This is a genomic window from Streptomyces sp. NPDC004838 (genome assembly GCF_053600955.1).
On record NZ_JBSGAW010000011.1, the window covers coordinates 1 to 25,192 of the forward strand.

Here is a 25,192-nt window from a genome sequence, read left to right on the forward strand (position 1 = left end):
AGGCCCTGTCTTCATGCACAGCCACGACAGAATCACCCGCCCCGAGGGCCACTTTCGATCACACCGCACTCAAGATCGATAGGACAACGTCTTCTTACGTACCTCTCGACGACACCTTGCGGCTCCGGACCGTACGACCCCGGCCCCGCCGGGTTCTCGTCCACATGGCCCGGGGGCTGGACCTGGGCGTGTTTCCGGGAGCGCCCGGATGACCGTCGACGGGCTCACCGTCCCCGTACCCGACATCCTCACCGCCGACTGCGCCCACTGCGGTCGCCCCACCCTCGCCCCCGTACCCCTTCGCTGGGCCGAACGCTCGCTTCACTACGCATGTCCCCACTGCGCCCCCCTCCTCACCCCAGGCCCCACCCCCGACGACGAAACACCGCCTGCCCCTGAGCCCCCGCGTGCGACAGACTCGGACGTATGAGACTCTTCGCCGCCGTGCTGCCGCCCGCCGACGCCCTCGCCGAACTCGGTGTCGCCGTGGACCGGTTGAGGGAGATGGAGGGCGCGGACCGGCTGCGTTGGACCGGGCGGGGCGGGTGGCACTACACGCTCGCGTTCATGGGGGAGGTCGACGAGAGACTCCTGCCGGAGCTGACGGAGCGGCTCGGGAGGGCGGCGCGGCGGAGTGAGGCGTTCGGGCTTCGGATCCACGGGGGCGGGCACTTCGCGAACCGGGCGCTGTGGGCCGGGGCAGCGGGTGGGTTCGACGAGATGAGGCTGCTCGCGGAGCGGGCGGACGCGGCGGCGCGGCGGAGCGGGATCGCGATGGAGGAGCACCGGCGCTACGCCGCGCATCTCACGGTCGCCCGCAACCGTACGCACGCGTCCCTGCGGCCGTACGCCGAGGAGCTGGACCGCTTCGAGGGCACGCCCTGGGAGGTGGCCGAACTGGCGCTGGTGCGCAGCAATCTGCCGGTGAGCGGGGTCAAGGGGGAAGAGCCCCGGTACGAAACGGTCGGAACGTGGGCCCTGGGCGCGGGCTCCGCCGAACGGCGGAGTTAGGCGCGAGTCGGGCGCGAGACGGGCGCTTCGCCCACCGTTCCGGACGGCCTCGGCAGCGGCTGCCGACGGCGTTCGGCGTGATCCGCCGGGACCAGGACCGGGGCTCGGACCGGGGCCGGTATCAGGTCTGGGGCTGGGCGGGTGAAGGTGCCGGGCAGGGCGGCTCTGCGCACCGTGAACCCGAGCCGGGAACGATAGAGATGAGCAGGTCCGGATTCTCCGTGCGCGACAGGTCAGACCTCCCCTGACCAGCTGTCCCACATGATCATTCAAAGGACCGATATGCATTCACTTCCCTTCCGGCGGCGGCGTGGTGCCGCCGTCGTCTCGGGTCTGCTCGCGGCGGTGACGGCTTTCGCCGCCTGGGCGATGCCCGCCGCCACCGCCACCGCCCAAGAGGGTCGGATCAAGGGCTGGGGCGCCAACGACAACTACCAGCTCGGCGGCACCCTCACCGGCGCGAAGTACAAGCCCGTGACCATTCCCGGAGCCACGGGCAGCGACATCGACAGCCTGGCCGCCGGTTACTACCACAGCCTCTCGCTGCTCTCCAACGGGACGGTGGAGAGCTGGGGGCGCAACGCCGAGGGCCAGCTCGGCATCGGGAACACCGCCGCCCAGGAGCAGGCGTCCACCGTCACCGGGCTCCGCGGCGTGGTCGCGGTCGCCGCCGGTCAGCAGCACAGCCTGGCGCTGCTCGCCGACGGCACGGTACGCGCCTGGGGGCTCAACACCTCGGGTCAGCTCGGCGACAACACCACCGCCAACCGCACCACCCCGGTCACCGTCTCCGGCCTGACCAATGTGGAGGCCATCGCCGCCGGAGCCTTCCACAGCATCGCCGTGCTCTCCGACGGCACCGTCAAGACCTGGGGTTCCAACGGCAACGGCCAGCTCGGCGACGGCACCGTGGCCACCCGCACCACCCCGGTCACCGCGACGGGCCTCGCCAACGTCCGCAGCGTCGCGGGCGGCTACGCCCACAGCCTCGCCCGTCTGGCCGACGGCACGGTCTGGTCCTGGGGCCGCAACTCCGAAGGCCAGCTCGGCGACAACACGACCACCCAGCGCCTCACGGCGGTCAAGGCCGACAACATCGCCACCGCTCGGGAGATCAGCGCCGGCGTCTACCACAGCGTCGCCCGGCTCGCGGACGGCACCGTGAAGAACTGGGGCTACAACGCGCAGGGCCAGCTCGGCGACGGCACCACCACCAACCGCACCACCGCCATCACCCTGGACGGCGCGGCCAATATCCGCGCCATCTCCGCCGGCGGCTACCACACCCTGGTCCTCGACCGGGACGGCAAGGTGAGCACGGTCGGCTACAACAACAACGGCCAGCTCGGCGATGGCACGGCCACCAACCGCAGCACCCTCGCCACCCCCGTGAACAGTCTCAGCAGCGTGTCGCTGATCGCGGGCGGCGGCGAATTCAGCCTCGCGGGCTGACGTCCTCGGCGCATCGATCACGCGCGGCGCATCGATCACGCGCGGCACATCGATCGTGCGGGGCGGGCTTCGTGTGGGGCGGGCATACGGTCTCCGGCCAGGGAGACCGGAGCCCGCCCCGCACGCCGTTCCGGGCTCATCCGCCGGATCACCATGACTATTCGTACCGGACCGGGCGGTCGGATGGGCGGTCGGATGATCGGAGCGAGGCATGGCATAGCCTCGTGGTGTGAAAACAAAGACCAGGAACCGGATCATGGCCGGTGTGCTTCTACTGATGTTCGCGATCATCGCGGTGGCTTCCGTGGCCGGTCTGTAGCCAAACCGACCGACCACGGCGCCTCAGCCGTCGGGGCTCACCGGCGGCCGACCGGGCGTACGGCCGCCGTCCCGCCCCTGTCTCACCAGGCGAACGCCTCGGGCGACGGACCCGTCCCGGGGAAGATCTCCTCCAGCGAGGCGAGCAGTTCCTCGCTCAGCTTCAGCTTGACCGCGCGCAGGGCGCTCGCCAGCTGGTCCGCCGTACGGGGCCCGACGATCGGCCCGGTGACCCCCGGCCGGGTCAGCAGCCAGGCGAGCGCGACCTCGCCGGGTTCCAGCCCGTGCTTGTCCAGCAGATCCTCGTACGACTGGATCCGCTCCCGCACGCCCGCCTGGGCCAGCGTCTGCCCGGCGAGCCCGGCCGCGCGGCGCGTGCCCTGGTTCTCCTTCTTCAGTACCCCGCCGAGGAGCCCGCCGTGCAGGGGAGACCAGGCGATGACCCCGAGTCCGTACTCCTGGGCGGCGGGGATGATCTCCATCTCGGCGCGCCGCTCGAACATGTTGTACAGACACTGCTCGCTGACCAGTCCGTACGAGCCCCTCCGCCGGGCGGCCTCGTTGGCCTGGGCGATCTTCCAGCCGGGGAAGTTGGACGATCCCGCGTAGAGGATCTTGCCCTGCTGGATCAGGGTGTCGATCGCCTGCCAGATCTCCTCGAACGGAGTGTTTCGGTCGACGTGATGAAACTGGTACAGATCGATGTAGTCGGTGCCGAGCCGTCTCAGGCTCGCCTCGACCGCGCGGCGGATGTTGAGCGCGGAGAGCTTGTCGTGGTTGGGCCACGGGTCGCCGACGGCCATGTTCCCGTACACCTTGGTGCCGAGCACGACCTTGTCCCGCCGGTCGCCTCCCTTGGCGAACCAGCTGCCGATGATCGATTCCGTACGGCCCTTGTTCTCGCCCCAGCCGTAGACGTTGGCCGTGTCGACGAAGTTGACCCCCGCCTCCAGCGCGCTGTCCATGATCGCGTGGCTTTCGGCCTCGGTGGTGTGGGGACCGAAGTTCATCGTCCCCAGGACGAGACGGCTGACCTTGAGTCCGGTGCGTCCGAGCTGTGTGTATTCCATGAATCCGTAGCCAACGCCTCAAAGCAACCTCAAAGCAAGGTTTGTGGCAAGCGGGTCGCGATGAGCGATCGTAGCGCGGGATAACTTCCTTGATGCGGCACATGTCATGCGGCGGATGTAGAAGATCATGAAATTGGGGCCCCTGCGTCCGGCACGGGGATGACAAGGTGACATCCTCGTACTCCACCGGGTCACTTACGGCCGTGGTGGTTGACGCGCGCGGCCGGTGACAACAACCTGGTTCCGGCCGCGCCAACGGGACCTGCTTCCCCGGTGATCCGCACACGCGCCGGGCAGCCGCCGCCATCACACGACCACGAAAGCAGCCAGGAAGCAGCGATGCCACAGATCTCCGTCGTCGTGCCGTGCTTCAACGAGAGGGAGGTGATCGAGACTTTTCACACCGAGCTGGTCGCCGCGCTCGATCCGACCGGGGAGACCTTCGAGATCTGCTACGTCGACGACGGCAGCAGCGACGGCACCCGCGACCGGCTGCGAGCGCTCTGCTCCGCCGGATCCCCGGCGCGCTACACGTCTTTCAGCCGCAACTTCGGCAAGGAGTCGGCCATGCTCGCGGGGCTGCGCATGTCCCGTGGCGAGGTGGTGGTCCTCATGGACGCCGACCTCCAGCACCCGCCGACGCTGATCCCCAGGATGCTGGAACTGCAGAAGCAGGGCTACGACCAGGTCATCGCCCAGCGCGACCGGGCCGGCGAGGGCATGGTGCGGACCGCGCTCAGCCAGGCGTACTACCGGCTGGTGCGCCGCTTCATGGACGTCGAAGTCATCGACGGCGCGGGCGACTTCCGTCTGCTGTCGCGGCGCGCGGTGAACGCGCTGCTGACCCTGCCGGAGAGTAATCGGTTCTCCAAGGGCCTGTTCTCCTGGATCGGGTTCGACACCGTCAGCTTCACGTACGAGAACGTGCAGCGCGCGGCCGGCCAGTCCAAGTGGGGCGGCCGACGGCTCCTCAACTACGGCATCGACGGGCTGCTCTCCTTCAACAGCCGCCCGCTGCGGCTGGCCATCCACACCGGGCTCTGGCTGGTGCTCTCCGCGCTGGCGTACGCCTTCTGGATCGTCCTGAACGTCCTCGTGAACGGGGTCGACACCCCCGGATACGCGACCCTCATCACCGCCATGGTCGGCCTGGGCGGCATACAGATCGCGACGCTCGGTGTGATCGGGGAGTACGTGGGGCGCATCTACCACGAGTCAAAACGCAGGCCGCACTACGTGATCCGGGAGACGGACGAGACCACCATGCCCACGCCCAACAACACCGTCGCCGCCGCGACCGGTCTGCGGGAAGGGCGGCGGTGACGTGACGGTCGACGTGTCCGACGCCAACGCAGGTGACAGCAAGTCAGGTATGAGCAGGTCAGGCGAGAACAAGCCAGGTATGAACAAGTCGGGTACGAGCAATTCGGTTACGAGCAAGTCGGATGTCGGGCAATCAGATGACAGCACATCAGATGACATAAAGTCAGGAATCGGTGGACCGGGCGGCGGCGACGCCGGGCCCCGGTCCCCGCGGCGGGGCCGGTTCGCCGCTCTGCTCTCCCTCTGGCCCTTCGCCCTCGCGCTGCTGCCGCTCGGACTGCTCGCCAGGGCGATCTGGTTCGGCCGGCACGTCCGGCCGAGCGCCGACGAGTGGTGCTTCCTGCCGCAGGTCCGCGAGGACGGCATCTGGGGCCTGGTCAGCACGTTCTACCTCACCGACAACGGCCGCCTCGCCAACGGGATCCTCGTCGGCGCCTATACGAAGTTCCCGGTCGGCGGACATCAGTGGTACGGCCTCGTCAGCGGCGTCCTGATGCTGGGTCTGCTGTGGGCCGTCACCGCCCAACTGCTGCGCCGAACCGGCCAGCGGGTCCCGCGCGGCGTACCGCTGCTGGTCGCGTCCATGATCGCCGCGGTGTTCCTGTTCGCCACGCCCAACACGTACAAGACGTTCTACTGGCCCGCCGCCTCCGTCTCCCACACCCTCGCGCCGGTCCTCGCCGTCGCCGCGGCGATTCCGCTGATGCGGGCACACGGCAGGCGGGGGCGGATCACCGCGCTGGTGGTCGTGGTCCTCGCGGGCGTCTTCATGGGCACCCTCTCCGAGGAGGCGTCCGTCGTCGCCCTCGTGGTGCTCGCCGGAGTCGTGCTGTTCGCCCGGTGGATCTTCGTCGAGCGCGTACGCCGCTACGCGCGGATCTGGTCGCTGGCGGGCATGGCCGGGATCGCCGTCGGCACGATCATCCTGATGACCTCTCCGGGCTCCCGCAACCGCCGGACCCGGTACGACGCCGAGAGCGTCTCCATGCTCGCCCCCGAGTCCCTGATGGGCTCGCTGCGCGGCTATGCGCACATCCTGGAGACCGTCTTCACCACCTGGCAGTACGCGGGGGCCGTCGCCGCGGGTGTGCTGCTCGGCCTGCTCGCCAAGGGCACGGCCGGCCGCGAACGGGTCCTCCTCCCGGCACGCCCGGCGCTGCTGCTGCCGCTGGGCGCGGCGGCGTTCCTCGTCTCCGGCTATCTGTGCACGGTCATCACCTACCCCGTCTTCGGCAAGGCGGTCGTGACGACGGAACGCACCTGGAACGACTACCTGTTGATGTACGTCCTGCTGCTGGTGGCCGCGGGCGCGTTCCTGGGCCGCTGGCTGCGGCTGCGTACGGCTGCCGCAGGGCCGCGGACCCAGGCAACGGCAGGGGCCGAGGCGCAGGCGGCGGCAGGGACCCAGGTGCAGGCAGGGGCGCGGACAGGCCGGTCCGGGGCGCGGGGCGCGGTGCTCGTGCGCCTCACCGCCGTGGGCGCCGCCGCCGTCTGCGCCCTCACCGTCGCGGGCCTCACGCTCCCCCTGCTCTCGCTGGCGCAGGACATGCGCGTACGGGCCGAGAAGTGGGACCGCCAGGACGCCTACCTCCGCGAGGGCGCGGCGCGCGGCGAGACGGTCATGCCGTACACGCCCACGAAGGTCGGGCGCATGCTGGAACCGTTCGGCGCGAAGGGGACCAAGCCGTGGCCCGCGCAGTGCGTCGCCGAGTACTACCGGCTGGACCGGGTGACGTACGCGCCGAAGCTGGTGCCGTAGGCGGACGGGCGGACGGGCGGACGGGCGGACGGGCGGACGGGCGGACGGGCAGACGGGCCGGGCGGTCGCGCGGGCGCGACCGGATGAGCGGCGGGCCGGGCTGCTGTGGATCTCGCCGCAGCCCGGTCCGTGGGCCCCTCCCGTACCGTCGGAGCCGTCCGGCCAGGGCCGGCCACGGGCGGACGGCTCCGCCCGGACCTCCGTCACCGAGCCGATCGGGAGGTTCGCCCGCGAGGAGTGGCAGGCTTGGGGCATGCGTTCGCTTCCGTACGTCACCGGTGCCGCCGCCCTCTTCCTCCTGCTCGCAGCCGCTTCACCCGCCGTGGCCGGGGAGCGGGACGCCGACTTCACGATCAAGGACCCGAGGATCAAGGAGTCCAGCGGTCTCGCGGCCAGCCGGGTCCACCCGGGGGTCTACTGGACGCACAACGACCAGGACGAGCCGCGCGTCTTCGCGGTCGACTCGACGACCGGGGAGACCGTCGCCACCGTGACCCTGCGCGGTGTGGGCAAGCCGCGGGACATGGAGGCGATCTCCATCGGCCCCGACGGGAGGATCTACGTCGGCGACATCGGCGACAACCTCAACGGCAGCTGGAGCCACGTCTGGATCTACGCCTTCCCCGAGCCCAAGACGCTGGGGGACATGACCGTACGGGCGACGCAGTACACGGTGAAGTACGCGGACGGGCCGAGGAACGCCGAGGCGCTGATGGTCCACCCAACGACCGGCCGGGCCTACATCGCGTCCAAGAACGAGGAGGGCGGCGGACTGTACGAGGGTCCGGCGAAGCTCACCGCCTCCGGCACGAACACTTTCCGGCGGGTGGGCGAGGTGCCGTGGGTGACGGACGGCGCGTTCTCGCCCGACGGGACGCGGCTGGTGCTGCGCTCGTACTTCTCCGCCCGCGTCTATGAGTGGGAGAACGGCCGCCTCGGCGCGGACGAGCGGGTGAGGGCTCCCATCCAGGGGCAGTCGGAGTCCGTCACGTACACGGCCGACGGCAAGGCCGTGATGTTCGGGTCCGAGGGCGAGCGGAGCGAGGTGCGCCGGGTCGCCGTCGAAGGCGGCGGCGAGGACGGCAAGTCGCCCTCCGGGGAGGGTGGTTCCGTGGCCGGGGCGGGCGGCGGCGACGGTGACCGGAGCAATTTCACCTACGGGGTGATCGTGCTGGCGGGGGCCACCGCGCTGGTCCTCGGCGTCAAAAGGCTGCTGCGCCGGGGGTGACGCGCCGCCGTCCCGCTCCGCCGTCTGCCCGTTCGGTGGGAGGCCCAGCGGGCTGAGGCAGTGGCCATGCGAGCGGTCCATGGGTCCGGCCCCTTCGTATCATCGGATGTGCGGTGCAACTTTTCTCCTCCGTCACGAGTCTCTGTGCTGTACGTCCTGCCCGCATGGCTTGAAAGGTCCCCGTGCACAAGAGTCTTGTCACCGCCGGAACCGGTGGTGCGATGTCCGTCGTCGTCCTCGGCAGCCTGCTGGCCGCCGGCCCTCAGGCGGCAGCCGCCGAGGCCACCTGCTCGACCAACGTCTACAAGCGGACGTTCTACAAGAACACGTCGTTCTCCGGCTCCCCGGTGAAGGCCGCTTGCGACGCCGCCATCAGCGAGAGCTGGTCCGGCAGCCCGGTTTCCGGCGTGCCGTCGAACAACTTCGGTGTCCGCTGGTCGGTGACCCGCGACTTCGGCTCCGGTGGCCCCTTCACCTTCACCGTCTCCGCCACCGACGGGGTCCGCGTCTACCTGGACGGTGCCCGCAAGATCGACCTGTGGAAGGGCACCGGTGACGCCGCCCGCTCCAAGAGCGTCAACCTCACCGTTCCCTCCGGCAAGCACACCCTGCGCGTCGACTATGTGAACTGGACCGGCGCCGCGAAGGTCAAGTTCACCTATGCGCCAAGGACATCGGCCGCGTACGACAGGGTGAAGCCGCTCACTCCCACCGGCGTCAAGACCGCCTACAACACCACGACACGCAAGACGACCGTCTCCTGGTCCGCCAACAAGGAGATGGACCTGGCGAGCTACTCCCTCTACCGGCGGCCCGTCAGCTCCGGCACCTGGACGAGGGTCGCCACGACCACCGCCCGCAGTCACACCGACCCCCTCGTCAACCCCGACGACCGCACGCCCTACTACTACGAGGTCCGCGCCTCGGACAAGGCGGGCAGGGTGTCGACGGGCAGCGCGGACACCATCGTCCGTCCCCTGCCCGTCGTGACCTCACTGACCGGCGCCTATGACAAGGCGACCGGCAAGGTCACCCTGAAGTGGCCCCTCAACACCGAGCCGCACTTCAACCGCTACACGGTCCTGAGCAACGACAAGGTGGACGGCTCCTACGTCTGGGTTCCGCTCGGCACCACCAAGGGCAACACCTGGACCACCGGCCCCGTCGTCTCCGACGGCGAGACCCGCCACTACCGCGTCCTCGTCACCAACGACGGCGGCACCACCACCTACAACCCGCGCTGGCTCGATGCCACCGCGGACAATGAGTTCTGGCTCGCCGTCCCCGACGGTATCGCTCCCGCGTACGCCCCCGACCTGACCCTGGGCTCGTGCGCGAGCGGAGTCCAGGCGACAGCGGTCGACTACACGCCGTCCCCGATCCGCGACTTCACCGGCTTCGCGATCGAACGCCGTGTGGCGGGGGCGGAAACCTGGTCCGTCGTCCTGCACCGGACCTTCGATCCGCGCCTCGACACCGCCACGGCCACCGTGTGCGACCCGCTGCCCGCCGACGGGCGCACCTATGAGTACAGGGCCCGTACGTATGACGCGGCCGTGAACTACTCGCCGTACAGCGAGATCCGCGCCGTGACCGTGCCGGCCCGCTGACCGCCGCGCGGAACGCGAGGCAGGGCGCACGGCGGTTACGTGCCGCCGGGACCGGCTGATCCGCAGGCGCAACCCGAGGCCGCCGGCGCGGGCTCTGGCTGCGGCTGTGCCGTCGCCGCGGGCTCGGCGCTCTCCTCCTGCCCGGCGCAGCACGCGTCGCCGCCGGAGAGGGGGCTCTTTCCGAGCTGGTCGGCGTCGGCCTTGACGACGTAGACCTCCCACGGCTCCTTGCCGGGGCCGGTCACCCACACCTTGTCCTGGAGCGCGTAGCAGCAGGAGGTGTCGTTCTCCTCGAAGGTGGCGAGCCCGGCGTCCTTGAGGCGGGTGGTGGCGGCGGTGACCTCCTCGGTGGAGGCGACCTCGACGCCGAGATGGTCCAGGCGGGTGGCCTGCCCCGGCTCGCCCTCGATGAGGACGAGCTTGAGCGGCGGGGTGGTGAGGGCGAAGTTCGCGTATCCGGGACGGCGCTTGGCGGGCTCGACGCCGAAGAGCTTGGAGTAGAAGGCCACCGACCCTTCGAGGTCGGCGACGTTGAGCGCGAGCTGCACACGGGACATGGCGGTCTCCCTGATCAGGTTGAATCGATATCTGTCGATGCAACCTTGCGCCTTGAATCGAAAAACGTCAACATAGAAGCATGTCGAAACAAGAGTTTGTGGTGCTCGGCCAGGACGGCGCCGACGGATGCTGTCCGGGGCTGCTGACCGCGCCGCTGGACGAGGACCAGGCCCAGACGCTGGCCAAGGTGTTCAAGGCGCTGGGCGATCCGGTGCGGCTGAGGCTGCTGTCGATGATCGCCTCCCGCGCGGGCGGGGAAGTCTGCGTCTGCGACCTCACCCCGGCCTTCGACCTGTCCCAGCCGACGGTCTCCCACCACCTCAAGCTGCTGAAACAGGCCGGACTGATCGACTCCGAGCGGCGCGGGACGTGGGTGTACTACCGGCTGCTGCCGCAGATGACCGACCGCCTCGCCGAGATCCTCACCCGCCCCGCCGACGCGCCGCTTCCGCAGTCCGCGTCGGCCGGGACCGCCTCGTGAGCACCGGCACTGGTACCGGCACCGGCACTGGTGCTGGTACCGACACCGCCGCACCGGCCGGGACGGTGGCCGCCCGGCTGTCGTTCCTGGACCGGTTCCTCGCGGTGTGGATCGTCCTGGCGATGGCCGCCGGTCTCGGGCTCGGCCGCCTCGTTCCCGGCCTCGGTGACGCGCTCGCGAAGGTCACCGTCACCGGCGTCTCGCTGCCGATCGCGCTCGGCCTGCTCGTGATGATGTACCCGGTGCTCGCCAAGGTCCGCTACGACCGCCTGGACACCGTCACCCGCGATCGGCGGCTGCTCATTCCCTCCCTGGTCCTGAACTGGATCGCCGGCCCGGCCCTGATGTTCGCCCTCGCCTGGCTCTTCCTGCCGGACCTGCCCGAGTACCGCACCGGTCTGATCATCGTCGGCCTCGCCCGCTGCATCGCCATGGTCATCATCTGGAACGACCTCGCCTGCGGCGACCGCGAAGCCGCCGCCGTTCTCGTGGCTCTGAACTCCGTGTTCCAGGTCTTCGCGTTCAGCCTGCTGGGCTGGTTCTACCTGAGCGTGCTACCCGGCTGGCTCGGTCTGGAGCAGACCGCGCTCGACGTGTCCGTGTGGGAGATCGCCCGCAGTGTGCTGATCTTCCTCGGCATCCCGCTGCTGGCCGGGTTCCTCACCCGCCGCCTGGGCGAGAAGACACGCGGCCGCGACTGGTACGAGACGAAGCTGATCCCCAGGATCGGCCCGTTCGCCCTGTACGGGCTGCTGTTCACCATCGTCGTCCTCTTCGCCCTCCAGGGTGACGCCATCACCTCCAAGCCGCTGGACGTCGCCCGGATCGCGCTGCCCCTGCTGGTGTACTTCGCCGTGATGTGGGCCGGGTCCATGGCCGTCGGCCGCGCGGCCGGGCTGGACTACCCGAAGGCCACCACGCTCGCGTTCACCGCCGCGGGCAACAACTTCGAACTCGCCATCGCGGTCGCCATCGCCACCTTCGGCGCCACCTCCGGCCAGGCCCTCGCCGGAGTCGTCGGCCCCCTCATCGAGGTCCCCGTCCTGATCGGCCTGGTCTACGTCGCCCTGGCCGCCCGCCGCTTCTTCCCCTCCTTCCCCCAGCCCGCCCCGGCGGCCGGACCGGCCGTCGCCCCGGAGGATTCCGCCCGTGTCTGAGTCCAAGCCGTCCGTGCTGTTCGTGTGCGTCCACAACGCCGGACGCTCGCAGATGGCCGCCGCCTTCCTCACCCACCTCTCCGAGGGCCGGGTCGAGGTCCGCTCCGCCGGGTCCGCGCCGGCCGACACCGTCAACCCGGCCGCCGTGCGGGCGATGGCGGAGGTCGGCATCGACATGTCCGCCCAGACGCCGAAGGAGCTGACCGCCGAGGCCGTGCGGACGTCCGACGTGGTGATCACCATGGGCTGCGGCGACACCTGTCCCGTCTTCCCCGGCAAGACCTACCTCGACTGGAAGCTCGACGACCCGGCGGGGCGGGGTGTCGACGCGGTTCGGCCGATCCGGGACGAGATCGAGCGGCGCATCCGCACACTGCTGGCCGAACTCCTGCCGGGTGAGGAGCCCCGGTAAGACCGACCGATCTCACCGGGATTTCCCGTACCTCGCCTCCTCACATCCTTGGACCACGAGCCGCCGTGCGGGCCCCGGCTTCGAGGGCGACCGCACGGCGACCGTACGGCGACCGCACGGCGGCGGACCGGCCGTGCGACCGGGGGGCCAGCCTTGTTGTGGACCGGCCGGGCTGTTCCGCCGCACGCGGCGTGGGGGCACCTCCCGGGCCGCCAGGCCCAGGGGGAGTACTGGTCGCCGCACACGGCGGTCACCGCACGCCCGCCCGGCAGGACTCGGAGAACGAGCGGCCCTACGCGCCGGGGGCCCCGGACTTACCGGCTCCGTCGGTCTCGCGGGCCCCTCCGGCCTCCTCGGCCACTCTGGTCTCCTCGGCCCCTCCGGCCTCGCGCTTCCGCCCCCGCCCGCGCGCCCGTGTCCGTGCCCGTTGCCTCTCCCGCTCCCGCTCCCGTACCAGCACCTCCAGCCCGTCCACCAGCCGCCGCAGCCCGAACTCGAAGTGGTCGAAGTCCTGGTCGAACGTGTCCTCGGCGAGAGCCGCCATCATCGGGTACGACCCGCTCAGCATCGCCTTCGTGAGGAAGGGCTCCTGCGCTTTCCAGAAGTCGTCGTGGCTGAGGCCGGACTCGTGCGCGGCCGCTTCCGCGTCGGATTCCATTCGTACGATGCCGCTGACGAGACTCTGCGTGGCGACGATCACCGAGATCACCTCGGCATCGCCGAGCCCCATGCCCCTGAGCCCGGTGAGGGCGGCTTCGAGGGACCGGAGCGTACTGGGACCCAGCACGCTCCGGGCCTGGTTGACCCTGAGCATCCAGGGATGCTTCCGGTAGAGGTCGAGATAGCCGCGCGCGAGTGAGTCGACGGCCTCGCGCCAGTCGATCACCTCGTCGGGGGCGGGCGGCTCCCACGGGCCCGGATCGCTGACCCGGTCCAGCATCAGGTAGAGCAGCTCGGCCTTACCGGGGACGTACCGGTAGAGGCTCATCGTGCCGGTGCCCAGCTCGGTGGAGAGACGGCGCATCGAGACCGCGTCCAGTCCCGCCGTGTCGGCGACGTCGATGGCGGCCTGCACGATCCGGTCGAGCGTCAGGCCCGGCTTGGGGCCGCGACTCGGGCGTTCGCCCGTACCCCACATCAGCTCCAGGCTGCGGGTGATATCGCCGCTGCCATCCGCGTCGTTCGTCATGACCCCAGCCTATTCGTCGCGTTCCGGCTCTCCGAAAACACCCTGGACAGGAATTGGGTACGATGTACTCTCTTGTGGGTACACTGTACGCGATTCTGTGTCCGTCCGGGATCCCCCGGAGCCGAGAACCCTGGAGACCACGTGGATGAGTACGCCGTACAGGCCGAGGGCCTGGAGAAGCGGTACGGGGAGAAGCGCGCCCTTGACGGCTTCGACCTGGCCGTCCGCCGGGGCACCGTGCACGGCCTGCTCGGGCCGAACGGCGCGGGCAAGACCACCGCCGTGCGCGTCCTTTCGACCCTGCTCCGGTTCGACGGGGGCCGGGCGCGGGTGGCCGGGCTGGACGTGGCGCGCGAGCCTCGCCGCGTACGCGGCCGGATCGGCCTCACCGGCCAGTACGCGGCCGTGGACGAGGTGATGACGGGCCGGCAGAACCTGGAGATGTTCGGCCGTCTCTTCCACCTCGGCGGGCGGCGGGCCGCACAGCGGGCCGCCGAGCTGCTGGAGCGGTTCGACCTGGTGGAGGCCGCCGACAAGGGCGTCGGCGACTACAGCGGCGGCATGCGCCGCCGTCTCGACCTCGCCTCCTCGATGATCCTCACGCCCGACGTCCTCTTTCTGGACGAGCCGACGACCGGACTCGACCCGCGGGGCCGCGGCGAGGTGTGGACGGCGGTACGGGACCTGGTGGCGGGCGGCACGACGGTCCTGCTCACCACCCAGTATCTGGAGGAGGCCGACCAGCTCGCCTCCCGTATCACGGTCATCGACCACGGCCGCGCGATCGCCGACGACTCCCCCGACGGGCTGAAGAGCACCGTCGGCGGCGACCGGATCGAGGTCGTCGTCGAGGACGCGGCCGGCCTCGAAGCGGCCTGGAAGGCGGTGGCGCGCGTCGCCGCGAGCGTGCCCGAGATGGACAAGGCCGAGCGCCGGGTCCACGCGCCCGTGAACGACCGGGTGGCCGCGCTCACCGATGTGGCCCGCACCCTCCAGGACGAGGGCGTCGCGGTCGAGGACATCGGGCTGCGCAGGCCGAGCCTGGACGACGTCTTCCTCCGCCTGACCGGACACCGTACGGAGACGAAGGAGAAGGAGAAGGAGGCGAGCAAGGCATGAGCGATCTCGCTCTGCAGAAGGGGAACGCCGGAGCGCCCGTGGCGGACGACCGACCGGACACCGGACCGGAGCGCCGCGCCTACTGGGCGGTGATGGACTGCTGGAACGTCGTACGCCGGGGCCTGACCCACTACCAGCGCCAGCCCGTCAACATCGTCTGGCAGCTCGGCTTCCCGATCCTCTCGGTCCTGCTGTACGCGTACGTGTTCGGCGGCGCGATGAAGCCGCCCGGCGGCGGGGACTACCGCGACTACCTGATGCCCGGCATGTTCGTGATGACGATGACCTTCGGCTTCATGAACACGGCCATCACCGTGGTCTACGACTCCCAGAAGGGGGTCATCGACCGTTTCCGGTCGATGCCGATGGCGCCCTCCGCCGTGGTCTCGGGCCGGGGCGTCACCGATCTCCTCGTCGCGGTCGCGGAACTCACCATCCTCGCGGCGACGGCCGTCGCGACCGGCTGGCGCGTCGGCGGCGGTGTCATGGCCACGGTGGGGGCCTTCGCGCTGCTGATCCTCCTCCGGTTCAGCCTGATCTGGGTCGGCGTCTGGCTCGGCCTGATGATCCCCACCCCGGACGCCGCCGGCGGCCTCTACGCGGTGGTCTTCCCGCTCACGATGATCTCCAGCATCTTCGTGCCCCCGTCCACGATGCCGGACTGGCTGGGCGCGGTCGCGGCCTGGAACCCGATCTCGTCCACGGCGACGGCGGCCCGTGATCTGTTCGGCAACCCGGTCGCGAGCGACGGAAGCTGGATCCAGGAGAACGCGATCCTGATGGCGGTGGTCTGGCCCCTGGTGGTGACGGCGATCTTCCTGCCGCTGGCGGTCCGCCGCTTCCAGCGGCTGAGCCGGTGAGATGTGACCGCGTGGCGTAGGGTCTGAGGTTCCGGGGGGAACCTCAGACCCTTGCCGGCTTCACGGACGTCGTGCACGACGTCGTGCACGGACGTCGTGCCAGGAAGACGAACTCCCTTCCCGGACGGTCGGGCGCGTCGCGGATCTCCTCGACCACGTAGCCGTGTGCGACCAGGTCCCGCTCGACTTCCTCGAGTTCTCGGAAGCGCAACGTCGAATCCGACGTCAGCACCTGTCCGTCCGCCGCGAACCCGTAGGTCCAGCGGAATGTCACCAGGGGCAAGCTCACGTCGATCAGCTGGACCCAGGTCTCGACGGAGCCGACGCCGGGGATCTCCGTCACGCGGTAGGAGCTCTCGCGGGTCCACTCTTCCCAGGCGCGTCCGGCCGGGTCGCGGGTCTCGAAGACCAGACGCCCGCCGGGCCGTAGCGCTTCGTAGGATCCCCGCAGCGTCGCCTGCCACGTATGAGGGTCGGCGATTGCCTGGGCGACGTTCCCCGTCATCGTCGCGAGGTCGACTCGCAGCGGTGGGAGGTCTGTCGCGTCACCGCGGATCCAGCGCACTCGCTCGCTACCCGGCTTCGTCCGGGCGACGTCGATGGACGCCAGGGCGGGATCGACGCCGACGACCTCGATCCCACGGTCGGCCAGAAGGAGTGCGAACACCCCTGTGCCGCAGCCGATGTCCAGCACTCGGTGTGTCCCGAACTCTTCCGCGATCCGCAGGTATGCGTCGAGATCGCTGCGGTCGGGGTCGAGCGGATCGTAGATCGCGGCGAGCCGTGGATGCGCGAAGCAGTCGTCAGCCATGCGGCCGAACGTATGCGGGGCCGGGCCCGAACAGCCACCGGGTTTCGCCCGTGGTGGCGAATCCCGAGCGACTCGGCACATGTGCCGGTGCTGTATCGGCGCTCTTCGAAATGGCGCTCTTCGCCGACGGCTTCGAGGCGTGCTGTGAGAGTGGCCGGCGGAATCCGGACGTCTTGGCGGTCGACGAGGTCGCGCCATTCCTTTTGGGGAGCCATTCCGTGCGCGTTGCAGGTCCGGAGCCTGCCGCAGATTATCCTTTTTTATGAATGCGTTTTTCCTGGCCGACGCGAGGGCGGAGCCGTTAACTTCAAGTAGCGGAGTTCGTCTGCGGTTTGGGGGGCCGGGTGGGTGGCGGTGAAGCCGTGGGTGTTCACGAAAAATGGCGTCAGATCAATTCTGTAAATGCGATACGCAGTTCAAAGGAATCGATATCGTGTCCGTTGCATGAGTCGATGGCGTGGGCCCTTTGAGTGCCAGTGCCGACGTGGCTCTCCGTGGAACGAAAGGGCTGAGCGTGAGAGTAGTAAATAGGGTAATAGGAAAATCGACACGGGTTGTGCGTGCGGTGACGACGGGTCTCCTCGCGTCCGTCGTGCTCTTCACGCCTGGAACGGCTACGGCCGCCGGCGTCGCCGCGTCTCCGCAGGAGGGCGGCACGGTGTACATCGGTGGCCGAGAGGGATACAGCGGCACTGGAATCTTCTCCGTCCACGCGGACACACCGGCGGACCCCGGAAATCCGGGTGAGCCGGAGCTCTGGGCGTACTGCATCGAGCACGATGTGAACCCGCTGACGAAAATCAAGGGCACGGTGGGCGATCTCGGGAGCTATCTCGGAGCCAACCACTTCACCGATCCGGCGATCCAGAGCAAGGTCCTCTGGGTGCTCGCCCACAGCTATCCCGCCCTGAGCCTCGAAGAGTTCGGAACCGCGGCAGGAGTGCCCGGGATCGCACGCAATGACGCGATCGAGGCGACGCAGTACGCGATCTGGCGATACACCGATCTCGACTTCGACGCGGCCTGGTCATGGGAGAACGCCGACTCGGAAGCCGCCTACTGGCACCTCCTCGAGGGTGCGAACGCGAGCACCGGGACGACGGCGGCCACGACCACGATCTCGATCTCCGCGCCGACCACTCCGCAGGAAGCCGGAACGATCGTCGGCCCGTTCGTCGTGACGACCAATCAGCCCAAGGTGAGCGTCTCCGTCGACCCCGCGGCGACGCTGACCGATGCGAATGGGACCGCTCTCGACCCTGACTCCGTCGTCGACGGCCAGGCCCTGTACCTCGATCTCCGAGGCACGAACAAGTCCGGGACCGCGACGATCAAGGCGACGGCCGCGGGTTCGGCGGTCAACGGCAAGGTCGTCTCGGTTCCCACTACGCCCGGAGGCACGCCCACCACGGCGAACCACGCTCAGTCGATCATCCTCGTGGCGCCGAGCGGAGCCACGACGAGTGCCGAGGCCGTCGCACAGTGGAACGCCGACGATGACGCCGGCACCAGCGGCGGTGGCACCAGCGCCGGCGGGAGCAACGGCACCAGCGGGAGCAACGGCACCAGCGGCGGTGGCAGCAGCACGGGCGGGAGCAACGGCACCAGCGGCGGTGGCGACAGCACCGGAGGGGGCGCGGCGGGTGCCACCACCGGTGGGGCGACTCCGTCCGCCACCCCGAGCGTGTCGGTCTCGCCCACGGGCCGCCCGCTGGCCGAGACCGGCAGCAGCGGCACGGGTGTGATCGCGGGTATCGCCGCCGCGCTCGCGGTGGTCGGTGGCGGCGTCCTGTTCGCCGTCCACCGTCGGCGTTCCGCCCGGCACTGACCCGGCCCGGCACTGACCCAGGCCGTCACTGGCCCAGCCCCGCAGGCCCGCCGCTTCGCACTGCGCGAAGCGGCGGGCCTGTCGCGTGTACGGGACCGGCGGGTCAGCCGGTGTCGCGCGGGACGGCACGGCAGCGGCACGGCGGCAGCGGCATCCGGCCCGAGCTGTCCACGACCTCGAAGTCGCCGACCCGAACGGGGTAGACCTCATAGCTTTCGGTGGGACGCGGCGATGAGTCTTCCAGGCCCGGCGAGTCTCACCACCGTTGTCGACAACACAGGAGGAACACATGGCTCAGCTACTGAGAGTCCAGAACTTCAACGTCTCGAGTGACGGGATCGGTGCCGGTGAGGACCAGACCCTGGAGAGGCCATTCGGTCATGTCGATCCCGAGAGGCTGTTCGCCTGGGCCGGCGCCACGGCGAGCTGGCCCATGCGCGCCGAACCCGGAGGGAGCCGGGGGCTGGACGACTATCTCGTGCGGGACTTCGCCCGCAACATCGGTGCCGAGATCATGGGCCGTAACAAGTTCGGGCCCCAGCGCGGGCCCTGGCTCGACCATGAGTGGCAGGGCTGGTGGGGTGACGAACCCCCGTTCCACACCCCGGTATTCGTCCTGACCCACCACAAGCGTCCTTCGTTCACGCTGTCGGACACCACCTTCCACTTCGTGGACGGCGACCCCGCTACGGTCCTCGAACAGGCCCGGGAGGCGGCGCGGGGCAAGGACGTCCGACTCGGCGGCGGGGCCACCACCATCCGTCAGTTCCTCGACGCCGACCTCGTCGACACCCTGCACGTGGTGGTCTCGCCGGTGAAGCTCGGGTCCGGAGTACGCCTCTGGGAGTCCCCCGACGAGCTGCTCGACCGGTTCCACCTGGAGGTGGTTCCCAGCCCGAGCGGGGTGACGCATCACCTGTTCTGGCGAAAGTGACCGGTCGTCAGGGCCATGCCGCTCCACCTACCGGGGCCGCTCTGAGGCGTGCCGCCGAAGCCGCGCGGAGGCGTGGATCGGTTTCCGCGCGCGCTGTCATCCGTGGGGCGGCGCGTCATTCCTCTTCGTCGCGGACGGTCCACCAGGCCGCGCCGGGGCCCTCGTAGGGAGCGAACCGCCGGGAGACGTACGGGATGTAGACGGTGAGCACGAGCGCGACGGTCACGGCCGCCCAGCCGGTGAGGGTGCCGGTGAGGCAGAGCGCGGTCAGCAGGACCGCGAACGCGAGGGCGAGCAGCAGCTTGGGGGTCTTGGAGGGGTCGTAGCGGGAGGGGCGGGGGGCTGGAGCGACCGTGCGGCCGGGGTCGGTCTGGCGCAGCGGGGCGCGTCGTTCGGGTAGATGGGGGATCCACTCGTGCTCGCCGGTACGTCCCCAGACGATGTGGCCGGCGTCGGTCACCAGGACCGTCGGCATGACCCGGGTCCGCATCCGGTACTCGCTCTGGTGGATCGCGTCCCAGTTCTTCGGCCAGCAGAGCCAGGCGTTCTCGCCGACGAGGTGGGGGATGGAGTGCATGAAGTGGCGCCTGGCGATTTCGTCGCGATGGGAGAACATTCCCTGCATCGGGCCGAAGCGCAGTTCCTCACCGGGCGTTCCGTCGGGTCCGGGCTCGTGCGGCGTGAGCGCGAGATAGGTCCCGTGGACGTCGTTCCAGCGGCCTCGGCTCCCGAGCGGGCGCAGGTCGGACACGGCCGCGTCAACGCGGACGCGTATCGCGCGCACCCTGCCCGCGGCCGCGTCGGTGCCCAGCCGGGTGTACGGGGGCCGGACCGTCCGGCCGAGGAATTCCGACCAGAAGATGACGGCGCAGAGGCAGAGGAATCCCAGGGCGCCGGTGAGCAGCAGGGCGGTGACGACCGGCCCGTCGGGGTCGGTGCCCGGGATGTGGGCGATGCTCAATACCGCCAGAGCGGTGAAGAAGGGTGCCCATATCGCCAGGAAGGTGGATGCGGCGGCTCCCTTCTGCCGGTTGTAGAAGGGCAGTTCGGCCGGGATCGGCGGTGGGCTGTCGGTGTCCGGTGCGGCCGGGACCGGTAGCGGGCCCTGGGGGTCCGGTACGGGTGGCGCGGCGCGTGAGACCAGGGCCCATCCGGCCGCGAGCAGCGCGGCGAGGCCCAGGGGTATCAGGACGCTCCACCGCGGCGCGGGTTCGTACCAGAAGACGGCGGCCATCAGGTAGGCGGTACCGAGCGAGACGAGCGCGGCCCCGCCGAGTCTGTTCGCGCGGTCCGTCGAGCGTGCGCGTTGCTGGGCCAAGGTTCTTCCTCGTGTGGTGTTTTCCGTACGGGACGCGGTTTCGTCGGCCCGGGGACCTGACCTCGGTCCGGGCCTCACTCCTCCTCGTCGCGGAAGGTCGTTCGTTCCTTCCGTCCAAGTCGGCGAAAACCATGAGCTTTCGGTGTCGTTCGACGGACTTCAGTGAACTTCCGGGAATGCTCTCCGCCTGGGGCTTCCGCGCGCAATCCCCGCTGAGCGATGTCTTCGGGGACGCCACCGGCCCATGGCCGGTTCCCGTGGGCGGTACGGGACCGCTCGGCCTCCTCGCGAGCGCCCCGCGTCCGTCGGCTCGAACACTGGCAGGTTCGTAGCCCAGGCCGACCGCGTCGCCATAGGGTCGGCCGCTGTGACGGTCACCTCGGATGCGGTACCGCTCTGGCGGGACCGGCAGTTCGTCCTGCTCGCCTCGGCGCGGATCATCTCGGTTCTGGGCAACGGCTTCGCACGGGTGGCGCTCGGGTTCGCCGTGCTGGCTCTGCCCGGTGCGAGTCCGGGACGGCTGTCGCTGGTGCTGGCCTGCCAGGCGTTGCCTCAGCTGGTGTTCATCCTGGCCGGCGGGGTGATCGCGGACCGTATGTCCCGGGTTCGGCTGATGGCTCTCGCCGACTGGGTCGGGATGGCGGCGTACGGGGGCCTGTCGGTCATGGTCCTGACGGGCCGTGCTCCGCTGGTGGCGATGTGCGCCCTGGCCGTCGTCGCCGGAACGGCGACCGCTCTGTTCTCCCCCGCGATGGACGGTGTGCTGCCGCTCCTGGTGTCGAAGGAGCGACTCCAGCAGGGCAACGCGCTTCTGCGGGTGGGCACCAACATGTCCCTGCTCCTGGGCCTGGCGCTGTCGGGTGTGACGGTCGCGCTGGTCGGAGCGGGCTGGGCGTTGGCGCTGAACGCGTTCTCCTTCGCGGTCAGCGCGGTCTTGGTGCTGCGGCTGCGTGTGGCGGGACGGCCGCCGAAGGCGTCGTCCGGCTGGGCCGATCTGCGGGAGGGGTGGCAGGAGTTCTCCTCCCGGCGGTGGCTGTGGCCTGTGGTCGCGCAGTACGCGGTGGTGGTCGCCGCGTTGAACGCCAACGTCGGAGTACTGGGCCCGCTGGTGGCCGAGGAGCACCTGGGCGGCGCGCGGGCGTGGTCGGTCATCGTGGCGGCGCAGGCGCTGGGCACCATCGCGGGCGCGGGCCTGGCCGCGAGGATCCGGGTGAGACGCCCGGTGCTGGTGGCCGTCCTCGCCACCTTCCCCGCCGCCGTACCGATCGCCCTGCTGGCCTGGCAGGCGCCGGTGTGGTCGATCGCCACGGCCATGTTCTGCTCCGGAATCGCCTCGGACGTCTTCGCCGTGCTCTGGGCGACCACCATCCAGCGCGAGATCCCCGAGGAGGCCCTCTCCCGAGTCAGCTCCTACGAGTGGTTCGGCTCCCTGGCCTTCGCGCCCCTCGGCCTCCTCGCCGCCGGCCCGGTGGCGGACGCCGTCGGTACCGGCCCCGCCCTGGCCGGCTGCGCGCTCCTGATAGTGCTGGCCACCGCGGCGACTCTCCTCTCTTCCTCCGTACGAGGTCTCCGGGCACCGGAAAGCACCGATGCCCTGACCGCGAAAGTCCCGACCGCGAATCCATCCCGTCGCCCTGACCCGGGGCCCGCCACAGGGAGCCGTCCGGCACGCGGGGGCGATACGACCTGACGTCGCCGGGCGTCCGGCGATCTCCGCCGTACGGCAACGGGCGACCGGGAGCCGGCCTGCGCCAGGGCGTGGCGGTCGGCGTCCCCTGCGCCGGCAGACGCGTCGGGCCCGGTATTCGGTGTCAGTAGATGATCGACACGATCTGGCAGGCGGCTTCGGCCAGTTCCCGGTCCCCGTCGATACGGGCGCGGGTCAGGGCGGTGTCCGGCTGGATGCGCCTGGTGCACAGCTGCCACGCGGTCTCCGTGTCCAGAGCGAGGGTCGCGGCGGGCTCCGCGGACGCGGTCTCGGCCAGGGACCACCGGTCCTCGGTGGCGTGGACGGTCCACGTACCGCCTCCCGGACCGTCGATCTCCACCCGGATCCGTGCACCGACGGGCGCGTCGATGTGACGGAGAGTGTGGGGCAGGGCTCTCATGAAGGTGTCCAGGACCACGGTCGTGAGCCGGGGGTCGGGGTCGGTGCCCTGGCCGATGGCGAGGCGGATCTGCTGGCGGTGAGTCCAGAACTCGGTGAGGTCGCGAGCGCTGTCCAGCCACATCGGCGCCGGGTCGACACCGGCCCAGGACACGCCCAGCGAAGGGGAGTCGGGGTCGGCGGCCTCGTAGAAGCGAGTGGCCTGCCCGCCGACCAGGTCGAGTGTGTCCGTCAGCAGGGCGGGGCTCACCCGGCGGAAGGCTTCCACCCATTCCTGGTTGATGCGGTGGATGAACCCCTCCAAGGATTCGCCCGGTGCGAAGGCGGGTCCTTCCGGGTGGCCGTCGCGGTCGCGGGCGAGGCGTCCGTAGAAGTCGCCCAGGATGTGGGCCGCGAGATCCCGCACTGTCCAGCCCGGTACCGCTTCCCTGCCCCAGTCGGCGGGCGCGAGGCGGCGCAGCGTGGACATCAGCGCGGCCTGCTCGGGTGCGAAGAGCGAGCGGGCGTCAATGGGAGCACCGAGCCAGGAAGGGCCTGATACATCATCGGGCTGGGAGTTCATGGTCAAACCCTGCCAACCGGACGCCTGTCTCGCCACCCAATAGCCCATCCACGGTCGCGCCCGTTCGGCTGTCTTCCGAAACCACGATGTGACCGGTCGAAAGGGACGCCGGGCGACGGTCGCCGTCCACCAGGGCGCTCGAAGCACTGGGCAAACGCCACCCAAGCCGTACGAATCTCACGGCCAGAAAGCAGAACGCCTATGCGTCCTGCTCCAGTTCTCCGGGCGCGGCCGCGGGAACGAGGGTTTCGGCATGCGGGGGACAGGCGTAGAGAGTTACGGGGGCGCCGCTGGTGCGCGGGATGTAGCGGACGGGGAGCGCCGCCCGGCTCCACTCTCCGCAGACACAGCACTGCGCACGGAACCCCGGGGACGGTTCTTCGGTGAGCGCGTCGCGGGTCATGCGGACATCCCCACCCTGGTCACGTCGGATCCGTCGAAGGGGAAGGGCACGTCGTACCCCATGGTCGCCGCCACGGCGGCGAGTCGGCGCTGCCGCTGCTGCCGCTGCCGCTCCCACTCGGCTTCCTGTGCGGCGATCCAGTGCCGGAGGTAGGGCGGAATCCGGGGCGGCCTGGGGACGGGCACGGTCCGGGCGAGGACGTGTACGGGCAGCGGGGTGCGGGGCGCGCAGATGACCAGGGACAAGGGTGCGGGGGCGGGTGCGGGGTCGGGCGCGGGTGCGGGTGCGGTCCGCCGGGCAAGGTTCGCGGCGGAGTGCCTGGCGGAGTGCCCGGCGGAGTGCCTGACGAAGTGTTCGGCGGAGTGCCGTCCGGGCCGGGCCCGGCGGGTCAGGGGCAGTTGTGCGAGCACCCATATGAAGGCGCGGGCGATACGATCGCGCATACGTCGGTCAGCTCCTCTGAAGCTGGTTCGGCCAGCCCCGAGGAACCGATTAGGCCCGGTCCCTCGGGGCGTTCTCGTCGTCTCTTCGGGGCTCTCACATGCCCATGGCGGCTTCCCATCGGCCACGGGTCAGATGAACGACCCCGTCCGGTGAGACGCGTGCCTGTGCGCCGTACAGGGGCAGTCCGCCCTCGGCGAGCATCCAGGTCCGGATGCGGTCCACCGTGTCCCACAGGCGCTGCGGGCCGCCCTGGTGGACGGTGGGCGGGTCGGTCCACTCTCCGGTCGCGCGCGCCCATGACCCGTCCGGATGGACCAGATACGCCGTGCGTGTGCGCCCACTGGTCTCGTAGTCGAGTTCGACGCCCGGTGTCGTGACTTCCAGCATGGAACGGACTTCCCACGCGGCCGACACGTCCACCACCGGATAGCGGCCGGTGCCGGTCTCGTCCCCGTCCGCCTCCCTGGCGAGCGCGAACAGCTCGGCGAGCGTGGGCGGGTAGTCGTCGCCGGACCGGGTGAGCATGAACCCGGCCCGGTCCCTTTCGATCCTCCCGACCACATCACCACTCGCCTGCATCCACCCTGTGAGAATCACGGAGGTCCGGGCCAGTGTGGTGACGAGCCGTCCGCCCTCGCGGAGCGCGCCGAGCATCGGCCGGAGCCCCGGGCCCGGCGGCATCCCGACCGTGGCGACGATCCGGTCGTACGACCCCGGAACCTCCTGGGTGGCGTCCCGTACGAGAAAGCGCGGAGTCAGTCCGAGCCGCGCGAGCCGTTCCGCTGCCGCGCCGGTCAGATACGGGTCCACGTCCAAGCTCGTGACGTGCTGCGCCCCGAGCCGCGCACTGGCGTACGCGGTCAGCCCCCCGGCCCCGGTCCCGAGGTCGAGCACGTCCAGTCCGGCCCCGAGCCGGCCGTGCCGCAGCATCGAGACGACCAGGCTGGGCAGGGTCGCCGACGATGTGGGGTTTCCCTCGGGCCGGTCGTCGGGGTTGGCGTGGTCTGCGTGCAGGGTGCCGACTCGGGTGATCAGCGACCGGTCGGAGTAGGCGGCGTCCAGCCACGCTTCGGGATCGGAGGCACCGTCCCTCAGCGTCCATCCGTTGCCGGGGCTCTGTTCCCACCACCGAGGCACCATGTGATGACGGGGCACCCCCGCCACCGGCGCGAGCCACCGGGAGTCGGGGTCCGTCACCTGGTGGGCAAGCCGTTCCGCGTGTCGTTCCCATTCCATGG

At 70.2% G+C, this 25,192-nt stretch carries 23 protein-coding genes; 14 read left to right on the forward strand and 9 right to left on the reverse strand.

Features of this window, described 5'->3' with window-relative positions:
- Window positions 1-426 precede the first annotated feature (426 nt).
- Together thpR and ACWEFL_RS14585 are read left to right on the forward strand one after the other, a co-directional pair.
- Window positions 427-1,011 carry an RNA 2',3'-cyclic phosphodiesterase gene (gene thpR / locus ACWEFL_RS14580; RefSeq protein ID WP_451711650.1) on the forward strand — a complete coding sequence of 195 codons (585 nt, stop codon included), beginning with the start codon at window positions 427-429 and terminating at the stop codon, window positions 1,009-1,011.
- Between the two features lie 282 nt (window positions 1,012-1,293).
- Window positions 1,294-2,463: an RCC1 domain-containing protein gene (locus ACWEFL_RS14585; RefSeq protein WP_451711653.1), complete on the forward strand. Its 1,170-nt coding sequence runs from the start codon at window positions 1,294-1,296 to the stop codon at window positions 2,461-2,463.
- A 401-nt stretch (window positions 2,464-2,864) separates the two neighbouring features.
- Here the strand turns inward: ACWEFL_RS14585 and ACWEFL_RS14590 are convergent, their stop codons facing one another.
- Entirely contained in the window at window positions 2,865-3,851 is a 987-nt protein-coding gene (locus ACWEFL_RS14590) for an aldo/keto reductase (RefSeq protein WP_451711655.1), read from the reverse strand.
- Window positions 3,852-4,190: 339 nt separating this feature from the next.
- Here ACWEFL_RS14590 and ACWEFL_RS14595 point away from each other — a divergent pair, with 339 nt between their 5' ends.
- From ACWEFL_RS14595 to ACWEFL_RS14610, 4 genes are all read left to right on the forward strand, one after another.
- A complete protein-coding gene (locus ACWEFL_RS14595) occupies window positions 4,191-5,174 on the forward strand; it encodes a glycosyltransferase family 2 protein (RefSeq protein WP_451711658.1) in 984 nt (327 codons plus the stop codon).
- A 49-nt stretch (window positions 5,175-5,223) separates the two neighbouring features.
- Entirely contained in the window at window positions 5,224-6,933 is a 1,710-nt protein-coding gene (locus ACWEFL_RS14600; protein ID WP_451711661.1) for a DUF6056 family protein, read from the forward strand.
- 253 nt (window positions 6,934-7,186) lie between these two features.
- Window positions 7,187-8,161, forward strand: coding sequence for a WD40 repeat domain-containing protein (locus tag ACWEFL_RS14605; RefSeq protein WP_451711664.1), 975 nt, complete (start codon window positions 7,187-7,189; stop codon window positions 8,159-8,161).
- 182 nt (window positions 8,162-8,343) lie between these two features.
- Window positions 8,344-9,771, forward strand: coding sequence for a PA14 domain-containing protein (locus ACWEFL_RS14610; RefSeq protein ID WP_451711667.1), 1,428 nt, complete (start codon window positions 8,344-8,346; stop codon window positions 9,769-9,771).
- 35 nt (window positions 9,772-9,806) lie between these two features.
- On the opposite strand, the gene ACWEFL_RS14615 is transcribed toward ACWEFL_RS14610, so the two are convergent.
- Window positions 9,807-10,328, reverse strand: coding sequence for an ArsI/CadI family heavy metal resistance metalloenzyme (locus tag ACWEFL_RS14615; protein ID WP_451711670.1), 522 nt, complete (start codon window positions 10,326-10,328; stop codon window positions 9,807-9,809).
- Window positions 10,329-10,408: 80 nt separating this feature from the next.
- Between ACWEFL_RS14615 and ACWEFL_RS14620 the strand changes: the two genes are divergently transcribed.
- From ACWEFL_RS14620 to ACWEFL_RS14630, 3 genes are read left to right on the forward strand one after another with little or no spacing between them, the layout of a single operon-like run.
- Window positions 10,409-10,810 (forward strand): ArsR/SmtB family transcription factor, encoded by a 402-nt coding sequence (locus tag ACWEFL_RS14620; protein ID WP_451711672.1) that lies wholly within the window; start codon window positions 10,409-10,411, stop codon window positions 10,808-10,810.
- The gene (arsB, locus tag ACWEFL_RS14625; protein WP_451711674.1) at window positions 10,807-11,967 is read left to right on the forward strand and encodes an ACR3 family arsenite efflux transporter; all 1,161 of its coding nucleotides are present in this window, start codon (window positions 10,807-10,809) and stop codon (window positions 11,965-11,967) included. The genes ACWEFL_RS14620 and arsB overlap by 4 nt, the downstream gene beginning before the upstream one ends.
- Complete coding sequence (locus tag ACWEFL_RS14630; protein ID WP_451711676.1) at window positions 11,960-12,379, forward strand: arsenate reductase ArsC; 420 nt, start codon at window positions 11,960-11,962, stop codon at window positions 12,377-12,379. Before arsB ends, ACWEFL_RS14630 begins: the two co-directional genes overlap by 8 nt.
- 292 nt (window positions 12,380-12,671) lie before the next feature.
- On the opposite strand, the gene ACWEFL_RS14635 is transcribed toward ACWEFL_RS14630, so the two are convergent.
- The gene (locus tag ACWEFL_RS14635; RefSeq protein WP_451711678.1) at window positions 12,672-13,568 is read right to left on the reverse strand and encodes a TetR/AcrR family transcriptional regulator; all 897 of its coding nucleotides are present in this window, start codon (window positions 13,566-13,568) and stop codon (window positions 12,672-12,674) included.
- 141 nt (window positions 13,569-13,709) lie between these two features.
- Between ACWEFL_RS14635 and ACWEFL_RS14640 the strand changes: the two genes are divergently transcribed.
- On the forward strand, window positions 13,710-14,687 hold the full coding sequence (locus tag ACWEFL_RS14640; RefSeq protein ID WP_451711679.1) for an ATP-binding cassette domain-containing protein: 978 nt from the start codon (window positions 13,710-13,712) through the stop codon (window positions 14,685-14,687).
- On the forward strand, window positions 14,684-15,547 hold the full coding sequence (locus tag ACWEFL_RS14645; protein ID WP_451711680.1) for an ABC transporter permease: 864 nt from the start codon (window positions 14,684-14,686) through the stop codon (window positions 15,545-15,547). Before ACWEFL_RS14640 ends, ACWEFL_RS14645 begins: the two co-directional genes overlap by 4 nt.
- Before the next feature lie 43 nt (window positions 15,548-15,590).
- On the opposite strand, the gene ACWEFL_RS14650 is transcribed toward ACWEFL_RS14645, so the two are convergent.
- Entirely contained in the window at window positions 15,591-16,358 is a 768-nt protein-coding gene (locus ACWEFL_RS14650) for a class I SAM-dependent methyltransferase (RefSeq protein ID WP_451711682.1), read from the reverse strand.
- Window positions 16,359-16,923: 565 nt separating this feature from the next.
- On the opposite strand from ACWEFL_RS14650, the gene ACWEFL_RS14655 reads away from it, so the two are divergent.
- Together ACWEFL_RS14655 and ACWEFL_RS14660 are read left to right on the forward strand one after the other, a co-directional pair.
- Window positions 16,924-18,186, forward strand: a complete 1,263-nt coding sequence (locus tag ACWEFL_RS14655; protein WP_451711684.1) for a Cys-Gln thioester bond-forming surface protein — start codon at window positions 16,924-16,926, stop codon at window positions 18,184-18,186.
- Window positions 18,187-18,475: 289 nt separating this feature from the next.
- The gene (locus ACWEFL_RS14660) at window positions 18,476-19,120 is read left to right on the forward strand and encodes a dihydrofolate reductase family protein (protein WP_451711686.1); all 645 of its coding nucleotides are present in this window, start codon (window positions 18,476-18,478) and stop codon (window positions 19,118-19,120) included.
- Window positions 19,121-19,235: 115 nt separating this feature from the next.
- Here ACWEFL_RS14660 and ACWEFL_RS14665 read toward each other — a convergent pair whose 3' ends face one another.
- The gene (locus ACWEFL_RS14665; protein WP_451711688.1) at window positions 19,236-20,438 is read right to left on the reverse strand and encodes a hypothetical protein; all 1,203 of its coding nucleotides are present in this window, start codon (window positions 20,436-20,438) and stop codon (window positions 19,236-19,238) included.
- Between the two features lie 367 nt (window positions 20,439-20,805).
- Here ACWEFL_RS14665 and ACWEFL_RS14670 point away from each other — a divergent pair, with 367 nt between their 5' ends.
- Window positions 20,806-22,128 (forward strand): MFS transporter, encoded by a 1,323-nt coding sequence (locus ACWEFL_RS14670; RefSeq protein ID WP_451711689.1) that lies wholly within the window; start codon window positions 20,806-20,808, stop codon window positions 22,126-22,128.
- Between the two features lie 121 nt (window positions 22,129-22,249).
- Here ACWEFL_RS14670 and ACWEFL_RS14675 read toward each other — a convergent pair whose 3' ends face one another.
- The 4 genes from ACWEFL_RS14675 to ACWEFL_RS14690 all read right to left on the reverse strand — a co-directional run bounded on the left by ACWEFL_RS14675 (window position 22,250) and on the right by ACWEFL_RS14690 (window position 25,190).
- A complete protein-coding gene (locus ACWEFL_RS14675; RefSeq protein WP_451711691.1) occupies window positions 22,250-23,107 on the reverse strand; it encodes a maleylpyruvate isomerase family mycothiol-dependent enzyme in 858 nt (285 codons plus the stop codon).
- 199 nt (window positions 23,108-23,306) lie between these two features.
- The gene (locus tag ACWEFL_RS14680; protein ID WP_451711693.1) at window positions 23,307-23,510 is read right to left on the reverse strand and encodes a hypothetical protein; all 204 of its coding nucleotides are present in this window, start codon (window positions 23,508-23,510) and stop codon (window positions 23,307-23,309) included.
- Window positions 23,507-23,953 (reverse strand): hypothetical protein, encoded by a 447-nt coding sequence (locus ACWEFL_RS14685; RefSeq protein ID WP_451711696.1) that lies wholly within the window; start codon window positions 23,951-23,953, stop codon window positions 23,507-23,509. Before ACWEFL_RS14685 ends, ACWEFL_RS14680 begins: the two co-directional genes overlap by 4 nt.
- Before the next feature lie 94 nt (window positions 23,954-24,047).
- Window positions 24,048-25,190, reverse strand: coding sequence for a methyltransferase domain-containing protein (locus tag ACWEFL_RS14690; RefSeq protein ID WP_451712103.1), 1,143 nt, complete (start codon window positions 25,188-25,190; stop codon window positions 24,048-24,050).
- Between the last annotated feature and the right edge of the window lie 2 nt (window positions 25,191-25,192).

Excerpts from the sequence above, each read along its gene's own strand:
- thpR (WP_451711650.1), top strand. The coding sequence starts at position 427 with ATGAGACTCTTCGCCGCCGTGCTGCCGCCCGCCGACGCCCTCGCCGAA.
- ACWEFL_RS14585 (WP_451711653.1), top strand. The coding sequence starts at position 1,294 with ATGCATTCACTTCCCTTCCGGCGGCGGCGTGGTGCCGCCGTCGTCTCG.
- ACWEFL_RS14590 (WP_451711655.1), bottom strand. The coding sequence starts at position 3,851 with ATGGAATACACACAGCTCGGACGCACCGGACTCAAGGTCAGCCGTCTC.
- ACWEFL_RS14595 (WP_451711658.1), top strand. The coding sequence starts at position 4,191 with ATGCCACAGATCTCCGTCGTCGTGCCGTGCTTCAACGAGAGGGAGGTG.
- ACWEFL_RS14600 (WP_451711661.1), top strand. The coding sequence starts at position 5,224 with ATGAGCAGGTCAGGCGAGAACAAGCCAGGTATGAACAAGTCGGGTACG.
- ACWEFL_RS14605 (WP_451711664.1), top strand. The coding sequence starts at position 7,187 with ATGCGTTCGCTTCCGTACGTCACCGGTGCCGCCGCCCTCTTCCTCCTG.
- ACWEFL_RS14615 (WP_451711670.1), bottom strand. The coding sequence starts at position 10,328 with ATGTCCCGTGTGCAGCTCGCGCTCAACGTCGCCGACCTCGAAGGGTCG.
- ACWEFL_RS14620 (WP_451711672.1), top strand. The coding sequence starts at position 10,409 with ATGTCGAAACAAGAGTTTGTGGTGCTCGGCCAGGACGGCGCCGACGGA.
- ACWEFL_RS14635 (WP_451711678.1), bottom strand. The coding sequence starts at position 13,568 with ATGACGAACGACGCGGATGGCAGCGGCGATATCACCCGCAGCCTGGAG.
- ACWEFL_RS14645 (WP_451711680.1), top strand. The coding sequence starts at position 14,684 with ATGAGCGATCTCGCTCTGCAGAAGGGGAACGCCGGAGCGCCCGTGGCG.
- ACWEFL_RS14650 (WP_451711682.1), bottom strand. The coding sequence starts at position 16,358 with ATGGCTGACGACTGCTTCGCGCATCCACGGCTCGCCGCGATCTACGAT.
- ACWEFL_RS14660 (WP_451711686.1), top strand. The coding sequence starts at position 18,476 with ATGGCTCAGCTACTGAGAGTCCAGAACTTCAACGTCTCGAGTGACGGG.
- ACWEFL_RS14675 (WP_451711691.1), bottom strand. The coding sequence starts at position 23,107 with ATGAACTCCCAGCCCGATGATGTATCAGGCCCTTCCTGGCTCGGTGCT.
- ACWEFL_RS14680 (WP_451711693.1), bottom strand. The coding sequence starts at position 23,510 with ATGACCCGCGACGCGCTCACCGAAGAACCGTCCCCGGGGTTCCGTGCG.
- ACWEFL_RS14685 (WP_451711696.1), bottom strand. The coding sequence starts at position 23,953 with ATGCGCGATCGTATCGCCCGCGCCTTCATATGGGTGCTCGCACAACTG.
- ACWEFL_RS14690 (WP_451712103.1), bottom strand. The coding sequence starts at position 25,190 with ATGGAATGGGAACGACACGCGGAACGGCTTGCCCACCAGGTGACGGAC.